This is a genomic window from Myxococcus sp. RHSTA-1-4 (assembly GCF_020037125.1).
Taxonomy (GTDB): domain Bacteria; phylum Myxococcota; class Myxococcia; order Myxococcales; family Myxococcaceae; genus Myxococcus.
The window spans coordinates 16207-39393 of sequence record NZ_JAIQDG010000032.1; the positions used below are offsets into that span (position 1 = coordinate 16207).

The window sequence follows — 23187 nt, forward strand, 5'->3', positions numbered from 1 at the left end:
AGGAAGCTCCTCGAGGGGACGGCGGCGCGGAATGTGAGGTGACGGTGACGCTCAGCGAGGCGGTTCGGCGACATCGCTCCACGCGAAGGGCCGAGCCATGCCGGCCAGCACCTTCCTGGGCCCGGAGAAGGGCGAGCGCGCGTGGGCGGCCAGCATGTTGTCCACGACGAGCAGGTCCCCTCGCTCCCACGGGAAGGAGACCTGCTCCGCCTCGTACGCGGCGCGCAGGACCTCCAGCGTGGCGGGCTCAATCGGAGAGCCGTCGCCGTAGTACGTGTTGTTGGGCAGCCCTTCCTCGCCCAGCTCGGCCAGCAGCACCGAGCCCACGTGCGCGGGCAGCGTGGAGACGTGGAAGAACGTGGCGTGGTTGAACCAGACGGGCTCGCCCGTGACGGGGTGGAGCCCCGCGGCGCGGCGCACCTGGCGCGTGCGCAGGCGGTTGCCGTCGAGCCACTCGAAGTCGATGCCGTTGCGGCGGCAGTACGCCTCCACCTCGGCGCGGTCCTCGGTCTGGAACGCCGTCTGCCAGCTCAGCCCCAGCTGGTGGCCGAAGTTGCGGACGTACATATAGCCCTGCTCCAGGAAGCGGGCGCGCAGCTCCGCGGGCAGTCGCTGGAAGACACGGCGCGAGTCCGCCAGCGGCGTCTCGCCGCCCTGCTGCGCGGGTGTCACGCAGGCGAAGAAGAGGCGCAGCGGGAAGGTCTGGTTGTAGGACTGCTCGTTGTGCAGGTAGATGCGCTCGGCCGCCGGGTGGTCGGTGGACGTGTAGATGTTGCCGCTGACCTGTGAGCGCGGCGACGAGCGCTCCTCGTAAGGCAGCGCCGCGTCCGCCATCGCCTGGATGGCCCGGTCCATGGCCTCGGGCGTCACCACGTCGAAGCCACGGAAGAGGACGGCGCCATGGCGGTGCACGTGCTCTTCTATGCGGGCGCGATGCGCGCGAGCCCAGGCGACCAGGTCCACGTCCGGCAGCGTGGGCCGGGCCACCACCGGAAGGTGCAGGCCGGGCCGGAGCTCCTCGAAGCGAACCCAGTCCTGGCCGGAGCTGTCCACCTCGCGCCGCCTCACCTGGGGCAGTGCGCGTTTCGTCGGGCCACTCGTCGTCATGACTCACTCCCACCGCGGCGGCGCACGTTGCGGAACAGCTCCTTGCGCGCCGACTGAAGCTCCTGGGCCCGGGCCTGCTGCCGCTGGCGCTCGTGCTCGGCCAGCACCTGCCGCAGCTCCTCCACCGTGGCGTCCGGCCGAGCCACCACCGTGCTCAGCACCACCTCGTAGTCCGAGGCCAGCCGGGCGATGGTGGGCGCATCGAACAGGGAGGTGGCGTAGCGCAGCACCCCGTGGAACCGCCCGCTGGACTCGGACAGCAGCACGGACAGGTCGAAGGGCGAGCCCCCATCGTCCACGTCCAACTGCCGCAGCTCCAGTCCCGGCAGCTTGAGCGCGGGCAGGGGCGCGTTCTCCAGCACGAACATCACCTGGAAGAGCGGGTTGTAGCGGGCGTCACGCGGCGGGCGCAGCGCCTCCACCAGCTTGTCGAAGGGGACGTGCGGGCGCGCATAACCACCGAGCGCCACCTCGCGCACGCGCCCGAGCACCGCGCGGAAGGTGGGGTTGCCCTCCAGGCCCACGCGCAGCACGAGCTGATTGACGAAGAGGCCGACCAGGCCCTGCGTGCGGGCGTGCTCGCGGTTGGCCACGTCCGTGCCCACCACCAGGTCGGTGCGGCCGGTGCGTGCGTGCAGCACCACGAGGAAGCCCGCCAGCAGCGACATGAAGGGCGTGGCGCCCTCGGCCTGGCCCAACTGGCGAAGTCCGGCGGTGAGGGCAGGGGAGAGCGAGACAGGATGGCGCGCGCCCTCGAAGCGCTGCCGCTCCGGACGGGGCCTGTCGGTGGGCAGCTCCAGCAGCGGAGGCGCGCCCGCGAGGCGCTCCTTCCACCACGCCAGCTCGGTCTCCAGCTCGCCGCCCTCCAGCCACCGCCGCAGCCACGCGGCATGGTCGGCGTACTGCACGGGCAGCGGAGGCAGGGGTGAGGGCCGCCCCTGCGCGAAGGCCGCGTAGAGCGCGCCCAGCTCGCGCACCAGCACACCCATGGTCCATCCATCGGACACCACGTGGTGCAGCGTCAGCAGCAGCCGGTGCTTGCGCTCCGACAGCCGCAGCAGCTGCGCGCGCAGCGGCAGCCCATGCTCCAGGTCGAAGGGCCGCCGGGCCTCGGCGGTGGTGAGGCGCTCGGCCTCCGCCTGCCGCTCCGCCTCGGGCAGCGCGCCCAGGTCCACCACCGCGTCGGACGCGGACAGCGGCGCGGGCACCTGCTCCGGCTTCAGGATGACCTGCGTGTGCCGCCCGGACACCCGGGGGAATCGCGTGCGCAGGACTTCGTGCCGGTGGATGATGGCCTCCAGCGCGCGGCCCAGCACCGCCACGTCCAGCGCGCCGTCCAGCTCCACGGCGGCGGGGATGTTGTAGGCCGCGCTGCCCGACGCGAGCTGCTCCAGGAACAGCAGCCGCTCCTGTGCATACGACAGCGGCGGCGAGTCCCCGCGAGCCCCCGCCTCGAGCGGAGGCATCACGGCGGTCGGGTCGCGCAGCTCCGCGAGCGCCCGGGCCGTGAGCGCCTCCAGGTGCACGCCTTCCAGGAGCAGCGACACCGGCAGGGCGATGCCCAGCTCCTCTTCCAGCGCGCCCTTCAGCTCGACGGCATGGATGGAGTCCAGGCCCAGCGCGGTGAGCGGCCGGGTCGAATCCAGCGCGGAGGCCGGCACGGAGAGTGCCCGCGCCAACCTGCTCCGGAGCCACGTGCCCAGCAGCCGCGAGCACTCCTCCTCGGACGCCGCCAGCAGCGCGTCCCGGGTCAGCTCCGGCTCTGCCTGAGACGGAGGCTCGGACGCTTCCACGGCCCCCGAGCCGCGGTCCTCCGCGAGGACCTCCAGCTCTCCGCCCAGGTACATGGCGCGGCACGCGCGCCGCTGCACCTTGCCGCTGGACGTCTTCGGAAGGCCACCGGCGGGAATGAGCACCACGGTGCCGGCCGAGACCTCATGCGTGCTGGCGATGGCGCGGCGGATGGCGTCGATGGCCTCGGCGGGCTCCGCCAGTTGCTTGCGGTCCACCTCCATCACCACGACCAGCCGCTCCTCGCCGCCGGTCTCCACGGAGAACGCCGCCGAGCAGCCGGGCCGCATCGCGGGGTGGCTGCCCTCCGCCGTCAGCTCCAGGTCCTGCGGGTAGTGGTTGCGGCCGCGCAGGATGATGAGGTCCTTGATGCGGCCCGCGACGAACAGCTCGCCGCCTTCCATGAAGCCCAGGTCGCCCGTGCGCAGGTAGGGCCCCTCGCCGGTGTCGGCGCGGTGGGCGCGGAAGGTGGCCTCGCTCTCCTCGGACCGCTCCCAGTAGCTGGAGGCCACGCTCGCGCCGCGCACCCAGATTTCGCCCAGCCGCCCGGACGGCGCGGGCAGGCGCGACTCGGGGTCCATGATGAGCAGTTCCTGTTCGAGCACGCTCTGGCCGCAGCCCACGAGCACGCTCGCGCCGGATGCCCCGGGCTCCGCCGCTTCGGCCCGGCCCTGCTGGATGGCCTCGCGCGAGTACACCCGCTCCACCGGCGGCGCTGCCTTGCGGCCTCCGGAGGCGATCAGCGTGGCCTCGGCGAGCCCGTAGCACGGGTAGAAAGCCTCCTTGCGGAAGCCCGACACGGCGAAGGCGCGGGCGAAGCGCTCCATCGTCTCCGCGCGCACCGGCTCGGCGCCGTTGAAGGCCACGTCCCAGCTGCTCAGGTCCAGCGCCGCCCGCTGCTCGGGCGTCGTCTTCCGTACGCAGAGGTCGAAGGCGAAGTTGGGCCCGCCGCTCGTGGTCGCCTTGTAGCGGGAGATGGCCTCCAGCCACCGCGCCGGGCGCTTGAGGAAGTCCAGCGGCGACATCAGCACCACGGGGAAGCCGCCCGCCAACGGCTGAAGCACGCCGCCGATGAGCCCCATGTCGTGGTACGGCGGCAGCCAGATGACACCGCGGCTGGACTCCGAGTGCTCGAAGCACCGGTGGATGGCCAGCGAGTTGTGCAGCAGGTTGCCGTGGCTCAGCGTCACGCCGCGAGGCGTGCCCGTGGAGCCGGACGTGTACTGGAGGAACGCCAGCGACTCGCGCGCGGCGCCCGGGTCCTTCCACCCGTCCGCGGCGCTGTCCTCCACCGTGTCGGTGGCGATCCACGTCAGCCCGGCGAGCGCCGCGGACTGCTCGCCCAGGGACTCCGCCACGGACTGGATGAACCCCGTGGTGAGTGCGAAGCGGGCCCGTGCGTCCTGGATCACCGCCTCCAGGCGGGGCAGGGTGCGCGCCACCCGCATCGGGTCCGGCGGATAGGCCGGCACGGCCACGGCGCCGGCATACAGGCAGCCCACGAAGGCGGCCACGTAGTCGAGACCCGGAGGGTAGAGCAGCAGCACGCGCTCGCCCCGGGCGCCCAGCCCTTGCAGGAAGCCGCCAATGGCGCGCGCCCGGCGGTCCAGCTCCGCGTACGTGAGGTGGGCTTCTTCCCCTTCGCCATCCAGGAGGAACGTGTAGGCCCGCTGATCAGCTTGAAGCTCCGCCCGGCGCCGCGACAGCTCCACGAGCGTCGGGCACTCCAGCAGCAGATGGGTCGTGCTCATACGTTCCGCGCCCGCCCTCCCGGGACAACCGCGCCCGGTCCGGCCCTGCGAGTCCCTCTTCCCCTGGCGGCTCACGGTCTCCCGTGACCTGGTCAACGCCGAGCGGTGCGCGGTCTCCCGCGACCAGATGCGCTCAAACTCTCGCTTAAGTGCAAATTAGCTAACACAGTGGACTGACTCATGTCCACGAAGGGTGGAATAGTCGCGGATAACCGGATTCTGCTTCGCCGCTCCGACAGCGGCGGGGTGCCGGCTCAGGCCGGCAGGGCGTCCACGAGCCGGATGTGAAGGCGCGGCCTGGCGCCGATCACACGCTCATCGAGGTACTCGGTGAGGACGCGCTCCATGCGCAGCGCGTCATCCTGGGCCAGTTTCTTGAGCTCGGCGAGGTGGGTGAGGCTGTCGAGCACGGAGGCGGTGTCCACGCCGAAGTCGATGAGGCACGCGACCTCGTCCACGTCGCCGTCGTACAGCCGGTCCACCATGGGCAGGCAGGACGTCACGGTGCCGATGAGCGCGCCGGAGCGGTAGTAGCGCTCGAAGGCGTAGGAGGCGAGGTAGTCCGCCCACTTGGGCTCGTTGATGTCCACCTGGAGGTCGAGGCTCTTCACCAGGGTCTGCATCAGCGCCACGTGCGCGCGCAGGTACGTGGTGAGGGGGGCGCGGACCTTGTCGAGGACGTCGTCCGCGTCCTGGCCGACGAAGGTGTGCATCATGAGGGTGGCGACTCGCGAGCCCCGAGCGTGCCCGGCCTTGTCGGCGGCCGCGTGGAAGAGGCCGATTCGCTCCAGGGCTTCCTCCAGGGACTGGCCCAGGAGGGAGGTGAGGACGTTGTAGCCGCTGGCGCCGGTGCGCTCGAAGAGGGCGGGGTCCGTGGCGCACGTCACCCAGGTGGGGAGCCGGGGCTGGATGGGGCGGGGGAAGACCTTGAGGTGGACGTCCTTGCCGACGCCGTCCTTGGTGGCCACGGCCTCGCCGCGCCACAGGCGCTCGACCTTCTCGAGGTTCTCCCACATGACGTCGCGCTTGCGCGCGAAGTTCTCCGGGAAGAAGGCGAAGTCGTTGGGCACCCAACCGGAGGCGATGGAGATGCCCGCGCGTCCGCCGGAGAGGTTGTCGACGATGGACCACTCCTCGGCGACGCGGAACGGGCTCTGGAGGGGGAGCACGACGCTACCGGCGCGCAGGCTGACGTTGCGGGTGATGGTGGCCAGCGCGGAGGCGAGCATGGCGGGGTTCGGGTAGATGCCGCCGTGCTCGTGGAAGTGGCGCTCCGGGGTGGATACGGAGGTGAAGCCGTGCTGGTCCGCGAACTTCGCCGCCTCGATGAGCAGGTGGTACTTGTCGCCGGTGCCGGCGTCCTCGTCCGCGAAGAAGAAGAGGCCGAAGTCCAGCTTCCGGGCGCGCCGGCGGGCCGGGACGACGTGGGCGACCAGGGAGTTCCCCTCGACGCGCACGGCCACCGCGCGGACCTCTGGATGTTGGGACAGCAGGGCACGGAGCTCGCCGGGTTCGGGAGTGGAACCGGCGGTGACGGTGCCTCGTGTGTCGCTGCCCACGGCCTTGCCGGCGGCCTCCAGGACTTCGCCCAGGGAGGACACGTCGCGGTCCGGCTGGGAGACGAGGATGTCCAGCAGTGCCACGAGCTGCCCCGACAGGCGGATGACGTCGAGGGGCGCGAAGCGACGGGAGTCATGGTGGAGGCGCAGCGACAGGCGAGGCCCGGCCATGACTTCCAGGCACAGTGGGAAGGCGGGTGACGGCGCGGAGCGAGAGAAGCCGTGGAACCCGAGCCCGCGAGCGAGCGGCTTGAGCGGGTCCTCCTCGGGGGCATCCCAGACGGAGACGGCGCTCTGGAAGAGGGGCGCTTCTTCAGGGAGTCCAAGCCACTGACGTACCTGTGCGGTGGAGACGTGCTCATGGCGCTGGGCTTCGGTGAGCTCGGCCTGGAGTCCACGGAACCAGCGCACGGGGCTGCCATCGGCCGGGACGGTGAAGCGCCTGGGCAGCACATGCGCGAAGCTGCCGAGCATCGGTCGGCCCTGGGACAGCGAGGCGGGCCGGCCTGGAACGAGCGCGCCGAACACCACGTCCTGGCTGCCGGTGAGGTGTCGCAGTTGCAGTGCCCATGCGGCCTGGACGAGCGTGCTCAGCTCCAGCTTGTGCTTGCGCAGGAACGCCTGGATGTTGCCGGTCTCCGTGGGAGAGAGGAGCTGCTGCTGGACCCTGGGAAGGGAGGCCGTCTCCCTGGTGGCGGGCAGCTCCGGAAGCAGGGTGGGGCGAACACCGCGCAGCAGCTCGCGCCAGCGTGCCTCCGTTTCGGGAGTGGCCTGTTGCTCCGTCCAGGAGAGGTACTCACGGAAGGCGCGGGACTTCTCGAGCCCCGTGTCGCCCTGCTCGCGACGGGCCTTGTAGAGGCGCAGCAGCTCTTCGAGGCACAGCCGGGCCGAGCCCGCGTCGAGCACCGCGGCGTGGTAGCCGAAGACGAGCACGCCCGTGTCTGGTCCGGTGCGCAGCAGCGACAGCCGCACCAACGGAGCGGCGGTGAGGTTCATCCCGCGTCGGCGGTCCGCCTCCAGCCACGCGTCGAGCCCGCCCGTCAGCGCGGTGGCGTCCACTCGCTCCAGGGAGGGGGACACCTTCTCGCGCACCACCTGCATGGGCTCGGCGAGGCCCTGCATGAAGAAGGCGGTGCGCAGGGCGGTGTGCCGGCGAACCAGCTCGCGCAGGGCCTCTTCGAGGGCGGGCTCCTCCACGGCGCCGCGGAAGGAGGAATGGAGGTGCTCGATGCGGGATTCGGGAGGGGGCTGCCGTTGAGACAGCAGCTCTCGCTGCGAGGCAGTGAAGCGGTAGACGTCCTCGACGTTCTTCATGATGTAGGGCGCGGGTCCCGCGGGCCGTGTCCGGCCACCCGCTTCGAAGGTGAGGGCAGAAGTCCGAGCGGGACGCTAACACGGGGCCTCCCACGGCCGGGAAGGTGCCCGGGGATTTCAGAGCATGTCGACGATACGTCCACTGCCGTCGATGGCGTAGGTCGCGCCGCCATCGAGGAGCGGAGTATCGAGGCCGCATCTTTTCAACACGGGCGAGAATCGGACGAAGAACAGGTCATCACTGGCCTGCAGCACGAATGTTTCGTAGGTACTCCTTCGCGAGAGGCATTCATCCAGTCGCTTGTCAGTGCCATGCCCCTTCACCTTGTGACCTGGCGGAAGGAACTCCCTCATCGCCACTTCGAGCGCGGCCATCATGGGGCCGGTCAGATGGACTCCATCCTCGAAGGAGGAGGGGAAGTTCACCTCCGCTGATGCCCCTGGAGGCACCCATTCCGCTTTCTCGTATTTGTAGTAGCCCAGGAGCGAGCATCCGCTCAGGGTGCTGAGACAGCAGGCGACAAGGGTCAAGTGTCTCATGATGGCGTCATTGCTCATGGCAGCCAGTCCTGTCCTTCAAAGATCTTGAGGTCTCCCCATTCACCCTCGGCCCTGCCGATTGGAACCCAGGCGCCACCAGTGGTCAGAAAGCATGAAGGCACGGAAGTTGATGATGTACTGGCCTGTTGTCTCCTTTCGGCGACGCTACTCTACCGCGAGAATACGCCACCGCTTTACATCAATGGCATACGTTGCGCCGGCATCCGCGATGGGTCCGCCAGGAGGACAGGCATCCGCGTTGAATGAGAAGCTGACAAACATGATGCCGTCCGGACCGGGCGCGGCGAGGACGTCAAACGACTCTCGGCGATACAGACACTCCTCCAACGGGTTGGCTCCGCGGTGGGGCTTCGCGTCTAGAGGACGAAAATCGTCTGAGGCCAACTGGATTGCCCTGGCCATGACCCCGGAAAGCTGCTGGCGCCCCTCGGACGGCAGTTCCATGGGGAATCGCACCTGGGCTGCTTCTTCAGGTGGAGCCCGGGGGGGACGAGGGTATCGCTGGAAGAGCGAACACCCGATGAGGGGAATCGTCAGCAAGGGAAACAGAAGCCGTCTCATTTACGATCCTGGAGTGTGTGTCGATTGTGGTCGCATGGCGGAAGGGATATCAGCCATCGATGGGCGTCATGATTCCCGATGCCTTGTCTTCAGGCCGGATGTAGCCGATCAACCTCCAGATGGATCCATCACGCACATACACCTCTCCAGGTCGATTCTCATGGAGATAGGGGGCAAGCTTCATTACCCGGCAGGATGTGTCGAATTGGACGCGAATGAACCAGCGAAGATTTGATGACCGTCTGTCATCACGAGACATGGCGGAAGGAAACCAGGGGTGGCTGTGGTAATCAGCCAAGATTGCTGGTCTGCCACGTGCGTCCCTGACTTTGGCGGGGAAGTAGCACTGCTTCCTCTTCTCCGGGTAGATCAACACGGTTGGCCCTAGTGGAGATGCATGGCTTGCGTAGAACAGGCCGTCGAGCGAGTAGATGACTCCGCAATACTCCTGGCCGTACCCTCGATCACTCGCGCGCGGCAATTGCATGATCGCAGGGCAGAGTTGGTCGATTATTGCGTCAGCGTCCGAAGATGGCTTGATGTCCTCCCATGGACCACGGACCCATACAGTGCGGGTGTCGCCAATCAGGCCGTAGTTGGTCGACTCCCCGGATCCGGGTTGTGTAGTGGCGCATCCCGCAAGGAGCATGAAGAGGCTCAGGGTGGCAGGGCCAGCGAGTTGCACAAGGTGCGCCTTCCATCTGCGCAGGGGCAGTCGCATGTTCATATGCCGTAGGTCCCTTCAGCGACCGAACACGCGCGAGAACAGCCACATCAACGCGGAGCCGGTGGCATCCGTGCCGCTGGCGGCGGTGTACCCGGAATCGTGCTGCGCGAAGTACCCGGCGCTGGGCTCGGCCTTCGACAGGTCATCGGAGAAGGGCACGGAGCCCTCGGGCGCGCAGCTTCCGCAGTAGAGCTTCTCCTCCCAGACGAAGCCGTACTTCGGTTTGACGTTGCGCCTGCATGCGGCGCACCCCGGCGTCACGCCGAGCCGCAGCCTGGGCCGCACGTCCAGCGGCTCATTCCGGTACGCCTCCGCCGCACGCTGGAGTTGCCGCAGCTCGCCCGGGTCCAGCGCCACGCCGGCGCAGTCGGAGCACACCTCCACGGCCACTCCGAGTGCCTCCACCACCGGCAGGGGGCCATGGCCGCACCGGGGACACGTCGGCGCATGCGCGCCACAGTCAGGGCAGCTCGGCACGTACTGGAGCTTCGCATGGCAGCCCTTGCAGATGCCGGGCTGCCCCTTCGCGCGCCGGAGCAGCGCGTCCGAGACGGAGCCGCCCATCACCTTCACCAGTGCCTCGCCCTCGAACCACACGGAGCCGCAGCCGCCGCACTCCTCGCGGGACAGGCCGCCGATGAAGGTGGACCGCATGGTCATCCGGCAGAAGGGGCAGGCGCTCATGCCGGCCGAGCCTACCAGGGCTCGGCCGGAGGAGGCCTCACCTGGAGCGATGTCCGCGATGAGCACCCGCATCCAGCTCCAGCGCCGCCGCGTAGCCCCAGGAGAGGGACCTGGATGTCCCAGGCCCCAGAGCGAAGAGGCACAGATGGAAACGAATCAGCAGAAGTCGGCGCTTCAGGTCTCCGTGCAGGAGATGGAACTGGCGGGGGCCGCCGGAAGGGGCGTGTGGGTCCGTTGGGACAGCGAGGGGGCGGGGGACGGGCTCTCCGCCTACGACGTCAATCTGGTCCTGGAGAATGGCCGGGTGCTGCAACTGGCGCAGGGGCTGCCCGCGGGCGTCCACGAGCTGGTCTCCGGGGCGGCGGCCTCCGGGAAGGCGCGCATCCAGGTGGTCGGCATACAGACCGGGAATGGTGGGATGATGCAGGGGCTCGGCCCGTGGATGGAGCTCCCCGACGGCGCGGGTGCACGAGAGGCGGCACAGCGGCGGCTGTCCGACGGCCAGGCCATCAGGGTGACGGGCGCGCCGAGCATCAGCTCGGTTCAGCCTGGCACGCTTCGGGCCGGAACGACCGTCGTCATGATCCAGGGGGCGAACCTCCCGCTGTCCTTCGGGTACGCCATCACCAACCCGTACGGGCAGCCCATCCTGGGCACCGGAACGGGCTTCCCGTCGGGCAGCTCCAACTCCGTGAGCCTGCCCCTCTACGTCGCCTCCAACGTGCCGCCGGGGCAGTACCTGCTCCGGGTCACCAATCAGGCAGGAAGCACCTCGGTGCCGATCTACATCGCGACGGCACTGCAGGCGCCCACCATCAGCTACCTCGACCCGAGCATCATCTACCCGGACAACAGCGGGCCGACGCGGCAGCTCATCGTCGGCGGCAACAACCTGCCGACGAGCCTCTCGGGCTTCTCCGTGTCATCGCCGCAGATCGGCCTGTCTCTGGCGGTCCCGAATCCCTCCAGCGCCATCCTGGTCCTGTCCAACCTGCTCTCGGTGCCCTCGGGCCGGTACACGCTCACGGCGTCCAACGCCGCGGGCTCGGCGTCGGGGAACTTCGACATCGTGCGCTTCTTCTGACAGGCACCAGTCAGGACGGACCGCTACCCAGCCCGGCGCCGCCGCTCCCGTTTACGACCCGGCTCCGGTGGCGTCGGCTTGGGCACCTCTCGCAGCTCATCCGGCATGGGCAGTGACAGCGACGGGCGCGTGGCGGGGTAGGGCGTTCCGTCCACGCTCGCCCCCTCCACGGGCTGCTCCGAAGGCAGGGCGGGGAGGCGAATCACGAATGACGACCCCTCGCTCACCTTGCTCTGCACGGAGATGCTCCCTCCGTGGTTCTTCACGATGCGCTGGCAGATGGCGAGCCCCAGCCCGGTGCCCTTCTGCTTCGTCGTGTAGAACGGCACGAAGATGTGCTGCTGCTGGTCCGACGGGATGCCCGGCCCCGTGTCGGACACGTGCACCTCCACGAACTCGCCGCCCGCGTTCCGGATCTCTCCGAACCGCTCCGGCTTGTCGGTGCGCACGGTGATGCGCCCCTCCCGGCTCCCCAGCGCCTGCACCGCGTTCTGCACCAGGTTGATGAGCACCTGCTTGAGCTGCTCCGCGTCCCCGTCCACCCGGGGCAGGAGCAGGTCCAGCTCCACCGCCAGCGAGATGTTCGGGGGCACGTCGTTCTGGATGAGGCGCATGGTGCGCGTCACCACCTCGTTCAAATCCGTGGGCCCGAAGCTCTGCTTCAGCGGGCGCGCGTAGTCCAGGAACGCCGTCACCACGCCGTTGAGCCGGTTGACCTCCTCGACGATGACGTCCAGGAACTCGCCGTCCTCGCCCGGCAGCCGCTTCGGGTCCAGGCACTGCGCCGCGCCCTTGATGGCCCCCAGCGGGTTGCGAATCTCATGCGCCAGGCCCGCCGCCATCTCACCCAGCGCCGCCAGGCGATCCCGCTCGCGAATCTTCTCGTACAGCTTCGAGTTCTCCAGCACCGTCGCCAGCCGCTCGCCCACCTCCAGAATCAGGGCAATCTCGTCGGACGCGTACGCCTCCGGCACCCGCTCGTCCCACAGGTTCAGGAACCCGATGACCCGGTCATTGCCCATCAGCGGCACGGTGATGCCCGCCTTCACCTGCACCAGCGCCGCCCGCGTGTCGTTCAGGCGCTTCAGCTCGTCGCGGTAGCGCTTTCCCTCCACCACCTGCAGCCGCATCGTCGCGATGCGCCGCTCCACGTTCTCCCGCAGCACCGCCTTCTGCCCGCTGGCCGCCGCGAACAGCAGGCCTCGCGCCACCGCCGTGTCCAGGAACGGCACCGGATGCGGCCCCCGCGAGTCCAGCAGCCGGTACCCGGGCCGGTCCTCCGCCAGCAGGTACACCGACGCGTGTGTCACGCGCCCCGTCTCGTGCAGCGTGTCCAGCACCAGCCGCGCCAGCTCGGAGATTTCAATCACGTTCGCCATGCGCGCCCGCAGCGTGCCCAGCGAGTCCAGCAGCGCGAACCGCTCACGGAAGAAGATGCGCACCACCATCTCCTCCACCTTCGCCCGCAGCGGGTCCAACAGAATCAGGATGACGAACGCCGCCACCACCGTGTTGAAGACGAACAGCCCCGTGTCCTCGTCCACCCACGCGGTGAGCACCGTGAAGACGGCCGCGAGGATGACGGCCAGCACCGTCTGCGAGGCAATCTTCCCCAGCAGCTCGTGCAGGTCCATCAGCCGCAGCCGCAGCAGCGTCTGCGCCAGGAAGAAGAGGTACAGGGTGGTGAAGACGGGCCCGAGCGTCGGAAACGGAATCCCGTAGCGGCTCAGGAAGTCGAGCGCGGAGAAGAGGATGGCCGCCCCCGCCCCGATGGCGAGGTAGGTCAGCCGGAGCTGTTCGATGCGCGACTCGGTCGTCCGAACTCGATGGACCAGCAACGAACCGCAGGTCAGCAGCGTGCCGAGCACCCACACCCCCATGGCCACCCGGGCCCACCCCTTGTCGGCCAGGGGGGTGACGGCCACGGCCAGCCCCAGCACGGCCGAGAGCAGGGCAAGCCGCCGGCCAAGCAGGTGGGTTCCCTTGCTGACACCCAGGAACTCCAGGAAGAAGGCCACGGCGGCCCCGGGCACCAGGGAGGCCAGGAGGATGGTGGTCCCCAGGGTGATGCGGGACGCCCACCCGTAATCCGCCGCCGGGAAGATGCTGTGGAAGAAGAGGGAGAGGTAGTACCCGGCCACCGTCAGGGCGAAGACGGAGTAGAGCGTCAGCACCCTCGGCCGGCCGGCGCGCAGCAACATGGACACGCCCAACGCGAGCCCGATGATGGATGCCAGCAGAGCGCTTTGAGTCCGGATGTCCATATGCGGGCGGACAGTCTAACCTGTGTCCACGGCCGGAAATTTTCCATGCAGTCCCGGTTGTCCTGTGTCGCGCCCGCGCGCATCTCTCAGGGTCGGCCCCGCGTATGAAGCCCTTCCTTCCCAAGCTCGCCCTCCTCGCCTCCGCGCTGCTCCTGTCCGGACAGGCTCCCACTCCCCAGGGCTCCGCGTCCGAGCCGCCCGCGCCGGAGGCCTCGGAGGCCCCCGTCCAGCGCCCGGACAGCGCCCCGTCGGAAGCCCAGCTCTCGCCGCCTCCGGACTCGGAGAAGGCCCCGGTGCCTCCGGGCTACGTGGAGGTGCTCAACCCCGCGTTCCCCAACCCGGCCCCCCCGACGCCGGTGGTGCACCGCGGGCGCCGCTACGGGCTGGAGGACATCACCCCGTACTTCTCGGAGGGGAAGAAGAAGGAGGCCCGCGAGGCCTTCGACCGCGGCCAGTACACCCGCGCCCGCGAGCTGCTGAAGGACGAGGGTGACAGCGCCCCGGTGCGCTACCTGCGCGCCCTGGCCGCCGTGCGAACCGGAGACGACGAGGCCGCCGCGAAGGAGTTCGCCGCGCTGGCGCCGGACTACCCCGCGCTGCGTGACAGGTGCCTCACCCACGCCGGCGTGGCCCTGGAGGGTCTGCGCCGCTTCGACGAGGCCGCCGAGCTGCTGTCTCAGGTGTCCCCGGAGTCCCGCCTGTACGTGGACGCGCGCCTGGGGCTGTCGCGCGTGCTGCGCAAGAAGAAGGACGCCGCGGGCGCCATGGCCGCGCTGGAGCCGCTCACCGGCCGCGCCGCGCCGAGCTGGGGCCGCAACGTGGGCGCCGAGGCGCTGATGGCCATCGCCGACATCGCCGCGGAGAAGAAGGACAAGGCCGCCGAGCGCGCCGCGCTGTGGCGCCTGTGGGCCGCGCACCCGCTGTCCCCCCTGGCGAAGCAGGCCGAGAAGCGCCTCAAGGGCCAGACGCCTCCGGCGGACGCCAGGGTGGGGCGGGGCGAGGCGCTGGTGGAGCTGCACCGCAACAAGCAGGGCCTGGCGGTGCTGGAGCCGCTCATGGGCCAGCTCCAGCTCCCGGACCCGCTGGCCTGCCGCGCGCACTTCGCCTACGGCAAGGGCCAGCGCAAGGAGCGCCAGCACACGCGCGCCATCCAGGTGCTGACGCCCGTGGTGGAGAAGTGCCAGGACCGCGACCTGCTGGCGCGCGCGCTGTACGTGCTCGGCTCGTCGCGCTCCATCGTGGACCAGGCGCGCGGCACGGAGACGTACGAGCGGCTGGCCCGCGAGTTCCCCGACCACTCCTTCGCGGACGACGGCCTCTTCTACGCGGCGGACCTGTACCTCAAGACGGGCCGCCCCAAGGAGGCCATGGTCCAGCTCGACGCGCTGGCCCGCCTGTACCCGCAGGGGGACTTCCTCGGCGAGGCGCTCTTCAAGGCGTACTGGATTGCCCGCACCACCGGCGCGGAGGACTCGGGCCTGTCGTTCCTGGACCGCATCGAGGCCCGGTTCGCCCAGGCGGACGAGAGCTACGACGTGGAGCGCGCGCGCTACTGGCGGGCCCGGACGATGCAGGACAAGGGCAACATCCAGGGCGCGGCGGAGCTGTTCGAGACGCTCGCGGTGGACCACCCGGCCACGTACTACGGGCTGATGGCGCGCTCGCAGCTCGCCAAGGTGGACCCGGCGCGCCTGGAGCGGGTCGCCCCTGAAATCTTCAAGGTGCCGGAGGCGGCCAGCCCCTGGCCGCTGTTCGCCGGCCCCATGGGCGAGGACCCGCACTTCCGCGCGGGCGTGGAGCTGTACCGCCTGGGCTTCAACGAGGCCGTCTCATCCGAGCTGCTCGCGGTGAACCGGACGAACCTCCCCGCGGAGTCCGTCCGCCTGCTGGTGCTCGTGCTGCACGAGGCGGGGGACGAGCGCTCCGCGCACGCGGTGGCGCGGCTGGCGCTGCGCAAGGACCTGAGCGGGCGCATCACCCCGCAGACGCGCGTGGTGTGGGAGGTGGCCTATCCCAACGCGTTCCGGGAGCTCATCGAGAAGCACACCGCGGACGCGGGCGTGGAGCCGGACCTGCTCCAGGCGCTGATGCGCGAGGAGAGCGCGCTGGACCCCAAGGCCCTGTCCTGGGCGGGCGCGCTGGGGCTCACGCAGCTCATGCCGTCCACGGCGAAGAGCGTGGCGCGCCAGCTGAACCTCAAGCGATTCAGCGTGGACCACCTGCTGCAGCCGGACCTCAACATCCGCCTGGGGGCGCACTACCTCGGCGGCCTCTTGAAGAAGTTCGACGGGCACACGCCGTACGCGGTGGGCAGCTACAACGCGGGCCCTGGCGCGGTGAACCGCTGGCGCTCGGAGCGGCCGGAGCTGCCGCTGGACGCCTGGGTGGAGGAAATCCCCATCTCCGAGACGCGCGGCTACATCAAGCGCGTGCTCCGCTCCTTCAACACGTACCAGCTCCTCTATGGCCGGGCCCCCAAGCTGCCCGTCCTGAAGAGTGCAGCCGCGAAGTAGATTTTCGCGGCAGCCGGAAAACGGGGGAAATTGTCCGGAATCGAACGCAGAAGCTGCGTGTTTTATCGACGTCCTGACAAAAAAGGGCACCTGGGATGGTGTACCCCCCTATGCAACCGGATGGAAACGTGCCAAACGGCGGGGGCCTCACCTTTACCAGGGGTGGCATCCAGCTCAATTCATGAAGCTGGGAAGAGAAAGAAGAAGAGAAGAGTAATGGCGACTGGTACCGTGAAGTGGTTCAACGACGCGAAGGGCTTTGGGTTCATCACGCAGGACGGCGGGGGCGAGGACCTCTTCTGCCACCACACTGCGATCCAGACCCAGGGCTTCCGCACCCTGCAGGAAGGCCAGAAGGTGGAGTTCGACGTGGCCCGGGGCCCCAAGGGTCTCCAGGCTCAGAACGTGCGCCCCATCTGATGCCGCACTGAGCGCGCCTCGTCGCGTTCAGTCATGAAGGCTCAGTCTCCTACCCGGAGGCTGGGCCTTTTCCTTTTTGTCACCTTCCCGTCCCGGCCCCCGGCTTGGCGCCCGGCGGGAGGTTCCCCTAGACTCATGGTGTGGGCGCACCGTCGAACAACGCAGACGGTGGGAAGAACGCGCTGTTGCGCGCGCTCCCCTCCATCGAGCAACTCCTGCGCCGCCCGTCGCTGGAGCCGCTGCTGGCCGGAGTCCCCCGGGCCCGGGCCGTGGCCGCGCTCCGGCTCGCGGTCGACCGCACGCGCGCCCGGCTGCTCCGGGGCGAGACCCGGCCATTTACCGACGACGACGTCGCGGAGGCCCTGGGCACGCTGGCCACGCCGAACCTGCGGCCCGTGCTCAACGCCACCGGCGTGGTGCTGCACACCAACCTCGGCCGCGCCCCCCTGGCCCCGGAGGCCGTGGCCCGCGTGGCCGCCGTGGCCCGTGGCTATTCCAACCTCGAGTACGACCTGGACGAGGGAGAGCGGGGCAGCCGCTACGCCCCCGTCGTCGGCCTGCTGCGCGCGCTGACCGGTGCGGAGGACGCGCTCGTCGTCAACAACTGCGCGGGCGCGGCGCTGCTGGTGCTGGCGGCGCTGGCGTCCGGCCGCGAGTGCGTGGTGTCCCGCGGCGAGCTGGTGGAGATTGGCGGCGGCTTCCGCGTGCCGGATGTCATGCGCCAGTCCGGCGCGAAGCTGGTGGAGGTGGGCACCACCAACCGCACGCGCCTGTCGGACTACGCCTCGGCGGTGGGGCCGGAGACGGGGCTGCTGGTGAAGGTGCACCGCTCCAACTTCGCGCTGGTGGGCTTCACCGAGGAAGTCGACGTGGCGGCCCTGGCCTCGCTGGGCCGCGAGCGCGGGGTGGCGGTGTTCCAGGACCTGGGCTCGGGCGCGCTGGTGCCGCTGGAAGGGGAGGGGCTCACGCAGGAGCCCACCGTGCCCCAGGCGGTGGCGGCGGGGGCGGACGTCATCGCCTTCTCGGGGGACAAGCTGCTGGGCGGGCCCCAGGCGGGCATCGTGGTGGGACGCGCGGCGCTGCTGTCGCGCATCAAGGCGCACCCGCTCACCCGGGCCCTGCGCGTGGACAAGATGACGGTGGCCGCGCTGGAGGCCACCCTGGAGCTGTACCGGGACGGCCGCCCGCGAGCCGTTCCCACGTACAGGTTGCTCACCCAGGGGCCTGACGAGCTGCGCGCCCGCGCGCTGCGGCTCCAGGGGCTGCTGGCCGAGCAAGGCGTGGCCGCCCGGATGGAGGGGGGGGGGGGGCAGGTGGGTGGGGGGGCCATGCCGCTGGCCCGGTTGCCGTCCTTTGCCTGCATCCTCAACCTAGAGAGGCCGGAAACATTCCTCGACCGCCTGCGCGGCGGGGACGTGCCGGTTATTGGCAGGATCGCGGATGGAGAGGTCGTCCTCGACGTCCGCTGTCTCTCGGAGGAGGAGCTCGAGTCGGTCGCCCATGCCGTCGTGGCGGCCATTCCAGGGAACCCGCCATGATCAACAGCGCCGTCCTCGTCCTCAACCGGTACTACCAGCCGGTGCACGTCACCTCGGTGAAGCGGGCGTTTTCGCTGCTGTACCAGGGCGTGGCCAAGGCCATCGACGCGCAGTACCGGCTCTATGAGTTCGACGACTGGGCGGCGCTGAGTGCGACCCAGGACTGCATCACCACCATCAACCGCACCATCCGCGTCCCCCGCGTGCTGGTGCTCAGCGCGTATGACCACCTGCCTCGCGGCCGGGTGCGCTTCTCCCGGCTCAACATCTACGCGCGTGACAACGACACCTGCCAGTACTGCGGCAAGAGTCTGCCCCGCAGCGAGCTGAACCTGGACCACGTCATGCCGCGCTCCCAGGGGGGCAAGACGACCTGGGAGAACGTCGTCTGCTCCTGTGTGCCCTGCAACCTGAAGAAGGGCGGGCGTACCCCCGAACAGGCGGACATGAGGCTGCTCAAGAAGCCCGTCCGCCCCCGCTGGACGCCCCTGTTCCGCGGTGCCACCCGCAAGGTGACGTACCGGGAGTGGCTGCCCTTCCTACACCTTGCGGATGCCTCGTACTGGAACGTCGAACTTCTTGACGAATAGCGGACCCCCCCGGTTTTTTCTGACGGCTCCCTGACGATTTTCCGTGGCCGCTTCCCGGGGTGGCCGGGTCCACCCCAGCACGCGCGGGGTTTCCGCGCGCGCTCATATGCGGCCCGGTGCACCGCCCCCCGTCGCGGAAGGCGCCGGACCGGAAGGGGAGTTTCCGGATGAAGGCGAACCGCTGGCTGGTGCTGGTGGGCATGGTCCTGGCCCTGGGGGTTGCAGGGTGCTCTGACGACAAGCCACCGGGAGGACCGCCCGGGGACACCACGGATGCCGGCCCTGGAGGCGAGGACTCCGGGACGCCGCCCCCGCCAGACGCGGGCCCGGGCTCCCAGTGCATCGAGGCGGGCGCGTCGTGCAGCGCCGAGGGCGCCGCGTGCTGTACGGGCATCTGTGGCGCGGACGGCCTGTGTCCGCAGCCGAGCGAGCAGTGCACGCCGGCCGGTGAGTCCTGCTCCAGCGGCATCGAGTGCTGCACCCAGAGTTGCCTGGGCGGGAAGTGCTCCACCCTGCAGTGCCACGACGTGGGCGGCAGCTGCTCCAACGCGGAGGAGTGCTGCACGAAGATCTGCGGCAGTGACGGCAAGTGCGCGGCGCTGCCCGCGGGCTCCACGTCCTGCAAGGTGCCGGGCCAGGCCTGCGCCGCGGACGGCGACTGCTGCTCCACCAACTGCCAGGCCGGCCTCTGCAAGCCGGCGTACTCGTGCCAGGCCAATGACGACATCTGCCTGAAGAACGAGGACTGCTGCGGCGGCGTGTGCTCGCAGAACGGTACTGGCACCCCGGGCCGCTGCGTGGTGGTGGGCGGCGCCGGCGGTGGCAACTGCGTTCAGGACGGCAACCCGTGCTCCGGCGCCAGCACCTGCTGCTCGCGCACCTGCGTGGACCTGGGCTATGGCGCCACGGTGTGCCAGCCGGTGAACGGCTGCCGCCCCACGGGCAACTACTGCACCAACGACGGCGCCTGCTGCGGCGGCGAGAAGCTCCAGAACGCGGTGGACTGCCGCGAGAACCGCTGCGACAACCCCAACGGCTGCAACCCGGTGGGCAACATCTGCGGCACCGGCATGCTCCCCGACGGCGGCATCATCGACGTGAACGCGCGCGAGGCCTGCTGCGACGGCCAGAAGTCCGTGTGCAAGGTGGACTCCTCCGGCGTGCCGCGCTGCTTCGGCGGCTGCCCCAACGGCCAGTGCCCCACCAACTGCCCCACCGGCTACACCGGCGAGGCGGGCTGCTGCATCGCCGCGGGCAACACCTGCCAGTTCAGCGACCAGTGCTGCAACGGCAACCGCTGCCTGCCCGGGGCGGATGGTGGTGCCTTCACCTGCCAGGCGGCCCCCACCTGTGATCCGGTGGGCACCTCGTGCGACCCGGCCAACTCCGCGTGCTGCGCGGGCACCTCCTGCGTGTCCGTGGGCGAGCTGAGCTTCGCCTGCCGTCCTCCGGCCACCCCGGGTGGCGGCGCCGACGCTGGCACCGGCGGTACGGATGCTGGCACCGGCGGTACGGACGCGGGCACGGTCTGCTCGGCCAACGGGCAGAGCTGCTCCACGGGCGCGGGCTGCTGCTCGGGCATCTGCACCAGCGGCACCTGCCAGGCGCCGCAGGCGTGCCAGCCGCAGGGCACGGCCTGCACCTCGGCCGCGGATTGCTGCTCGGGCCTGGGCTGCCGCATCCCGGGTGGGAGCACCGTGGGCACCTGCGAGGCCGGGTCTACCTGCTCGGCCGCCGGCCAGGCGTGCTCGACCAGCAGCCCGTGCTGCACCGGCCTGTCGTGCGAGACGGCCACGGGCAACGCCTGCACGGGCTCCGAGCCCTGCACCTGCGCCGTGATCATCCGGTGACAGGCAGCTGACGGACGGGGACTGGCGGGGAGTCGACTCGGGCGGTAGGACGGGCTTTGATGGGAGCTCCATTGAAGCCCGCCCCACTGTCCCCCATGTCCGAACCCTCGCGAGCTCCCCTGGCCGAAGCCCGAGCCATGGCCCCCACGGCTTCGGTTCCGGCGGTCTCCGGACCGCCGGGGCTGTCCCGTCGTCCCCGCCCGCGGCGCATCATCGCGGTGGGCGGCGGCAAGGGCGGCATCGGCAAGTCCATGGTGTCCGCCAACCTCGGCGTCGCGCTCGCACAGGCGGGGCTGAACGTGCTGCTGGTGGACGCGGACCTCGGTGGCGCCAACCTGCACACGTGCCTGGGGGTGGGGCAGCCCTCGGCCACGCTGTCCGACTTCCTGCGGAAGAACAAGGCGCAGCTCGACGAGGTCATCATCCCCACGGGCGTGCCCCGGCTGTCGCTGATCGCCGGCGCGCAGGACGCGCTGGACGCCGCCAACCTCAAGTACGCGCAGAAGCAGAAGCTGCTGAAGACGCTGATGGGCGCCTCGGCGGACTACCTCATCCTGGACCTGGGCGCGGGCACCAGCTTCAACACCATCGACTTCTTCATCCTCGCGGACCACGGCGTGCTGGTGGTGCTGCCCGAGCCCACGTCGGTGGAGAACGCCTACCGCTTCGCGAAGGCGGCCTTCTTCCGGCGGCTCCAGCAGGTGGAGTCGCAGTACGGCATCGAGGACATCGTCGAGAGCGCGCTCACCACCCGCGAGGGCTCGCTGCGCACGCTGCACGACGTGCTGGCGCAGGCGCGGCGCAAGGACCCCGCGAGCGCGGAGCGGCTGGAGCGCGAGCTGGCCTCCTTCCGCATCCGGCTGGTGGTGAATCAAGCGCGCACCGACGCGGACCTCAACGTGGGCGCGGCCGTCGCCTCCGCGTGGAAGAAGTTCTTCGGCATCGAGATGGATGACCTGGGGGCCATCCGCTACGACGACGAGGCCTGGCGCTCGGTGCGCAAGCGCCGGCCCGTCCTCATCGAGCGGCCCGACTCCCCGGCGTCCACGGCCATCCAGCGAATCGCAGCCCGCCTCCTCGCCCTCGACGGCACCACTGATCCTTCTTCGCCATGAAGCCCTTCGAGCAGCAGACCTATTACGAGATCCTGGAGGTTCCCGTCACCGCGCCGGTGGACGACATTCGCGCGTCGTACTCGCGGTTGATGGAGCTGTATGCGCCGGACTCCATCGCCGTGTACGCGCTGGTGGAGCCGGAGCAGGTGGACGCACTGCGCGCCCGGCTGACCGAGGCGCTGGAGATCCTCACCGACGCGGAGCTGCGGGCCGAGTACGACCAGGAGCTGGGGCTGCCCGCCCGGCGGATGGTGGAGGCCGTCGCGGCCGGGGGGCAGCCCTCGCCCGAGGCCCCGCCCGAAGCGGGCACGGTGGCCCATGCCGCCGAGGCGCTCGCCAATGCGGCGGTGGAGGAGGGCGCGGCCTCGAGCGCGACGCCCCCGCCCGAACAGCCCGCGACGACGTCTTCGGGGCCGGAGGACTTCCGCGCCACGTTCTTCCGCGGGTTCTCCTTCGCGTACGTGTCCAGCTCCATCCAGGACACGCAGTTCGTGGGCAGCGCGGTGAGCCTGCCGCCGGTTGCCTCCGCAGCGCCCGTGCCCGCCGAGGCAACCTCCAGCACGCCCGCTCCAAGCACCGCGAGCATTCCCGCAAGGCCGGCCGCCAGTGCACCGGCTCCCGCCGCGAGCGAGCCTGCGTCCAGCGCGCAGCCGCCCGTCGCCGACCGTGCTGAGTCCGCTGAATCGGCGCCCAGCGCGCCTGCTTCGGCTCCCGCGAGTGTCTCCGCCGAGCCGGCTCCCACCGGCACGCCTGCTTCGACTCCGGAGAGTGTCTCCGCCGAATCGGCACGCGGCACGCCTGCTTCGACTCCGGCGAGTGTCGCCGCCGAGCCGGCCTCCAGCACGCTCGTCTCGGGTACCCCGAGCGTCTCCGCCGAGCCGGCACGCAGCACGCCTTCGCTCACCACCGCGAGTGCCGCTGCCGAGCCGACTCCCACCAGCACGCCTGTTTCGGCCCCCGCGAGTGTCTCCGCCGAGCTGACTTCCAGCACGCCTGTTTCGGCCACCGCGAGCGCAGCCGCCGAGCCGGCACGCAGCACACCCGTTTCCGCCGCGAGCGCGCCCATCGCTCCCGCCCAGGAGGGCCCGAGCGCGCCTCCCAGTTCCACCGCCACGAGCGCGCCCATCGCTCCCGCCCAGGCGAGTCCGAGCACCTCCTCCGCGCCCGCCTCCGGCACCGTTGCCTCCGCGCCAGCGAGCACCGCGGTCACCGCCGTGCCCGCCCGCACGGAGGTTCCCGCGGCTCCCATGCCCCGCGCCGTGCCTCCACCCCTGCCGAGCGCCCGAGCGGCGGCTGCCCGCGCCTCCGCCGAGCCCTCGGTTCCTCCTCAGCCCCCGGAGCAGGCCCGGCCGCCAGCGCGTCCGGCCGCCGGGCGTCAACTCGGTGACGCCCAGGTCATCGCCCAGGACTCGGCCATCGCCACCGCTGAGGCGGCGCTGGCGCAGGTGGCGGCCCGGGTGCGCGAGCCGCCCCCGCGCCCCCGTACCCCCGACATCCCGGCGGACGCCGAGTTCAACGGCGAACTCCTGCGCCGCGTGCGCGAGGCCCGGGGGCAGTCCCTCCAGCAGGTCGCCGATCGTACCCGCATCTCCAAGGCCCACCTGGAGAACGTGGAGGCGGACCGCTACTCCGCCCTCCCGGCCCAGGTGTACCTGCGCGGCATCCTCATGAATCTGGCCCGCGAGCTGGGACTGGATCCACTCCGGGTCTCCCGGAGCTACCTCGCCCTGGCTTCTGAGAAGTCGGGGAAGAAGTGAT

General features: G+C 70.3%; 15 protein-coding genes. 8 read left to right on the forward strand and 7 right to left on the reverse strand.

Features of this window, described 5'->3' with window-relative positions:
• Nucleotides 1-51: 51 nt before the first annotated feature.
• The 6 genes from K8638_RS33970 to K8638_RS33995 all read right to left on the reverse strand — a co-directional run bounded on the left by K8638_RS33970 (nucleotide 52) and on the right by K8638_RS33995 (nucleotide 10127).
• Nucleotides 52-1107, reverse strand: a complete 1056-nt coding sequence (locus K8638_RS33970; protein ID WP_223758849.1) for a TauD/TfdA family dioxygenase — start codon at nucleotides 1105-1107, stop codon at nucleotides 52-54.
• Entirely contained in the window at nucleotides 1104-4649 is a 3546-nt protein-coding gene (locus tag K8638_RS33975) for a condensation domain-containing protein (protein ID WP_223758850.1), read from the reverse strand. The genes K8638_RS33970 and K8638_RS33975 overlap by 4 nt, the downstream gene beginning before the upstream one ends.
• 254 nt (nucleotides 4650-4903) lie before the next feature.
• Complete coding sequence (locus K8638_RS33980) at nucleotides 4904-7522, reverse strand: MupA/Atu3671 family FMN-dependent luciferase-like monooxygenase (protein WP_223758851.1); 2619 nt, start codon at nucleotides 7520-7522, stop codon at nucleotides 4904-4906.
• 117 nt (nucleotides 7523-7639) lie between these two features.
• Nucleotides 7640-8080, reverse strand: coding sequence for a hypothetical protein (locus tag K8638_RS33985; RefSeq protein WP_223758852.1), 441 nt, complete (start codon nucleotides 8078-8080; stop codon nucleotides 7640-7642).
• A 147-nt stretch (nucleotides 8081-8227) separates the two neighbouring features.
• Complete coding sequence (locus tag K8638_RS33990) at nucleotides 8228-8527, reverse strand: hypothetical protein (RefSeq protein ID WP_370644193.1); 300 nt, start codon at nucleotides 8525-8527, stop codon at nucleotides 8228-8230.
• An 859-nt stretch (nucleotides 8528-9386) separates the two neighbouring features.
• Nucleotides 9387-10127, reverse strand: a complete 741-nt coding sequence (locus tag K8638_RS33995; protein ID WP_223758854.1) for a zf-TFIIB domain-containing protein — start codon at nucleotides 10125-10127, stop codon at nucleotides 9387-9389.
• A gap of 73 nt (nucleotides 10128-10200) precedes the next feature.
• On the opposite strand from K8638_RS33995, the gene K8638_RS34000 reads away from it, so the two are divergent.
• Nucleotides 10201-11139: a hypothetical protein gene (locus K8638_RS34000; RefSeq protein WP_223758855.1), complete on the forward strand. Its 939-nt coding sequence runs from the start codon at nucleotides 10201-10203 to the stop codon at nucleotides 11137-11139.
• 23 nt (nucleotides 11140-11162) lie between these two features.
• Here K8638_RS34000 and K8638_RS34005 read toward each other — a convergent pair whose 3' ends face one another.
• Complete coding sequence (locus K8638_RS34005) at nucleotides 11163-13403, reverse strand: ATP-binding protein (RefSeq protein WP_223758856.1); 2241 nt, start codon at nucleotides 13401-13403, stop codon at nucleotides 11163-11165.
• Between the two features lie 104 nt (nucleotides 13404-13507).
• On the opposite strand from K8638_RS34005, the gene K8638_RS34010 reads away from it, so the two are divergent.
• The 7 genes from K8638_RS34010 (at nucleotide 13508) to K8638_RS34040 (ending at nucleotide 23186) form a co-directional block, all read left to right on the forward strand.
• Nucleotides 13508-15916 carry a transglycosylase SLT domain-containing protein gene (locus tag K8638_RS34010; RefSeq protein ID WP_223758857.1) on the forward strand — a complete coding sequence of 803 codons (2409 nt, stop codon included), beginning with the start codon at nucleotides 13508-13510 and terminating at the stop codon, nucleotides 15914-15916.
• 216 nt (nucleotides 15917-16132) lie between these two features.
• Nucleotides 16133-16336 (forward strand): cold-shock protein, encoded by a 204-nt coding sequence (locus K8638_RS34015; protein WP_223758858.1) that lies wholly within the window; start codon nucleotides 16133-16135, stop codon nucleotides 16334-16336.
• A gap of 140 nt (nucleotides 16337-16476) precedes the next feature.
• Entirely contained in the window at nucleotides 16477-17874 is a 1398-nt protein-coding gene (selA, locus tag K8638_RS34020; RefSeq protein ID WP_223758859.1) for an L-seryl-tRNA(Sec) selenium transferase, read from the forward strand.
• Entirely contained in the window at nucleotides 17871-18464 is a 594-nt protein-coding gene (locus K8638_RS34025) for an HNH endonuclease (RefSeq protein WP_223758860.1), read from the forward strand. Before selA ends, K8638_RS34025 begins: the two co-directional genes overlap by 4 nt.
• A 167-nt stretch (nucleotides 18465-18631) precedes the next feature.
• On the forward strand, nucleotides 18632-20314 hold the full coding sequence (locus K8638_RS34030; protein ID WP_223758861.1) for a hypothetical protein: 1683 nt from the start codon (nucleotides 18632-18634) through the stop codon (nucleotides 20312-20314).
• Nucleotides 20315-20451: 137 nt separating this feature from the next.
• On the forward strand, nucleotides 20452-21429 hold the full coding sequence (locus tag K8638_RS34035) for a P-loop NTPase (RefSeq protein ID WP_223758862.1): 978 nt from the start codon (nucleotides 20452-20454) through the stop codon (nucleotides 21427-21429).
• On the forward strand, nucleotides 21426-23186 hold the full coding sequence (locus K8638_RS34040; protein ID WP_223758863.1) for a helix-turn-helix domain-containing protein: 1761 nt from the start codon (nucleotides 21426-21428) through the stop codon (nucleotides 23184-23186). The genes K8638_RS34035 and K8638_RS34040 overlap by 4 nt, the downstream gene beginning before the upstream one ends.
• Nucleotide 23187 lies beyond the last annotated feature (1 nt).

Bases quoted from the DNA above. Each gene is read 5' to 3' on its own strand.
- K8638_RS33970 (WP_223758849.1), bottom strand. From the start codon at position 1,107: ATGACGACGAGTGGCCCGACGAAACGCGCACTGCCCCAGGTGAGGCGG.
- K8638_RS33975 (WP_223758850.1), bottom strand. From the start codon at position 4,649: ATGAGCACGACCCATCTGCTGCTGGAGTGCCCGACGCTCGTGGAGCTG.
- K8638_RS33980 (WP_223758851.1), bottom strand. From the start codon at position 7,522: ATGAAGAACGTCGAGGACGTCTACCGCTTCACTGCCTCGCAGCGAGAG.
- K8638_RS33985 (WP_223758852.1), bottom strand. From the start codon at position 8,080: ATGAGCAATGACGCCATCATGAGACACTTGACCCTTGTCGCCTGCTGT.
- K8638_RS33990 (WP_370644193.1), bottom strand. From the start codon at position 8,527: ATGGAACTGCCGTCCGAGGGGCGCCAGCAGCTTTCCGGGGTCATGGCC.
- K8638_RS33995 (WP_223758854.1), bottom strand. From the start codon at position 10,127: ATGCGGGTGCTCATCGCGGACATCGCTCCAGGTGAGGCCTCCTCCGGC.
- K8638_RS34000 (WP_223758855.1), top strand. From the start codon at position 10,201: ATGGAAACGAATCAGCAGAAGTCGGCGCTTCAGGTCTCCGTGCAGGAG.
- K8638_RS34005 (WP_223758856.1), bottom strand. From the start codon at position 13,403: ATGGACATCCGGACTCAAAGCGCTCTGCTGGCATCCATCATCGGGCTC.
- K8638_RS34010 (WP_223758857.1), top strand. From the start codon at position 13,508: ATGAAGCCCTTCCTTCCCAAGCTCGCCCTCCTCGCCTCCGCGCTGCTC.
- K8638_RS34015 (WP_223758858.1), top strand. From the start codon at position 16,133: ATGGCGACTGGTACCGTGAAGTGGTTCAACGACGCGAAGGGCTTTGGG.
- K8638_RS34025 (WP_223758860.1), top strand. From the start codon at position 17,871: ATGATCAACAGCGCCGTCCTCGTCCTCAACCGGTACTACCAGCCGGTG.
- K8638_RS34030 (WP_223758861.1), top strand. From the start codon at position 18,632: ATGAAGGCGAACCGCTGGCTGGTGCTGGTGGGCATGGTCCTGGCCCTG.
- K8638_RS34035 (WP_223758862.1), top strand. From the start codon at position 20,452: ATGGCCCCCACGGCTTCGGTTCCGGCGGTCTCCGGACCGCCGGGGCTG.
- K8638_RS34040 (WP_223758863.1), top strand. From the start codon at position 21,426: ATGAAGCCCTTCGAGCAGCAGACCTATTACGAGATCCTGGAGGTTCCC.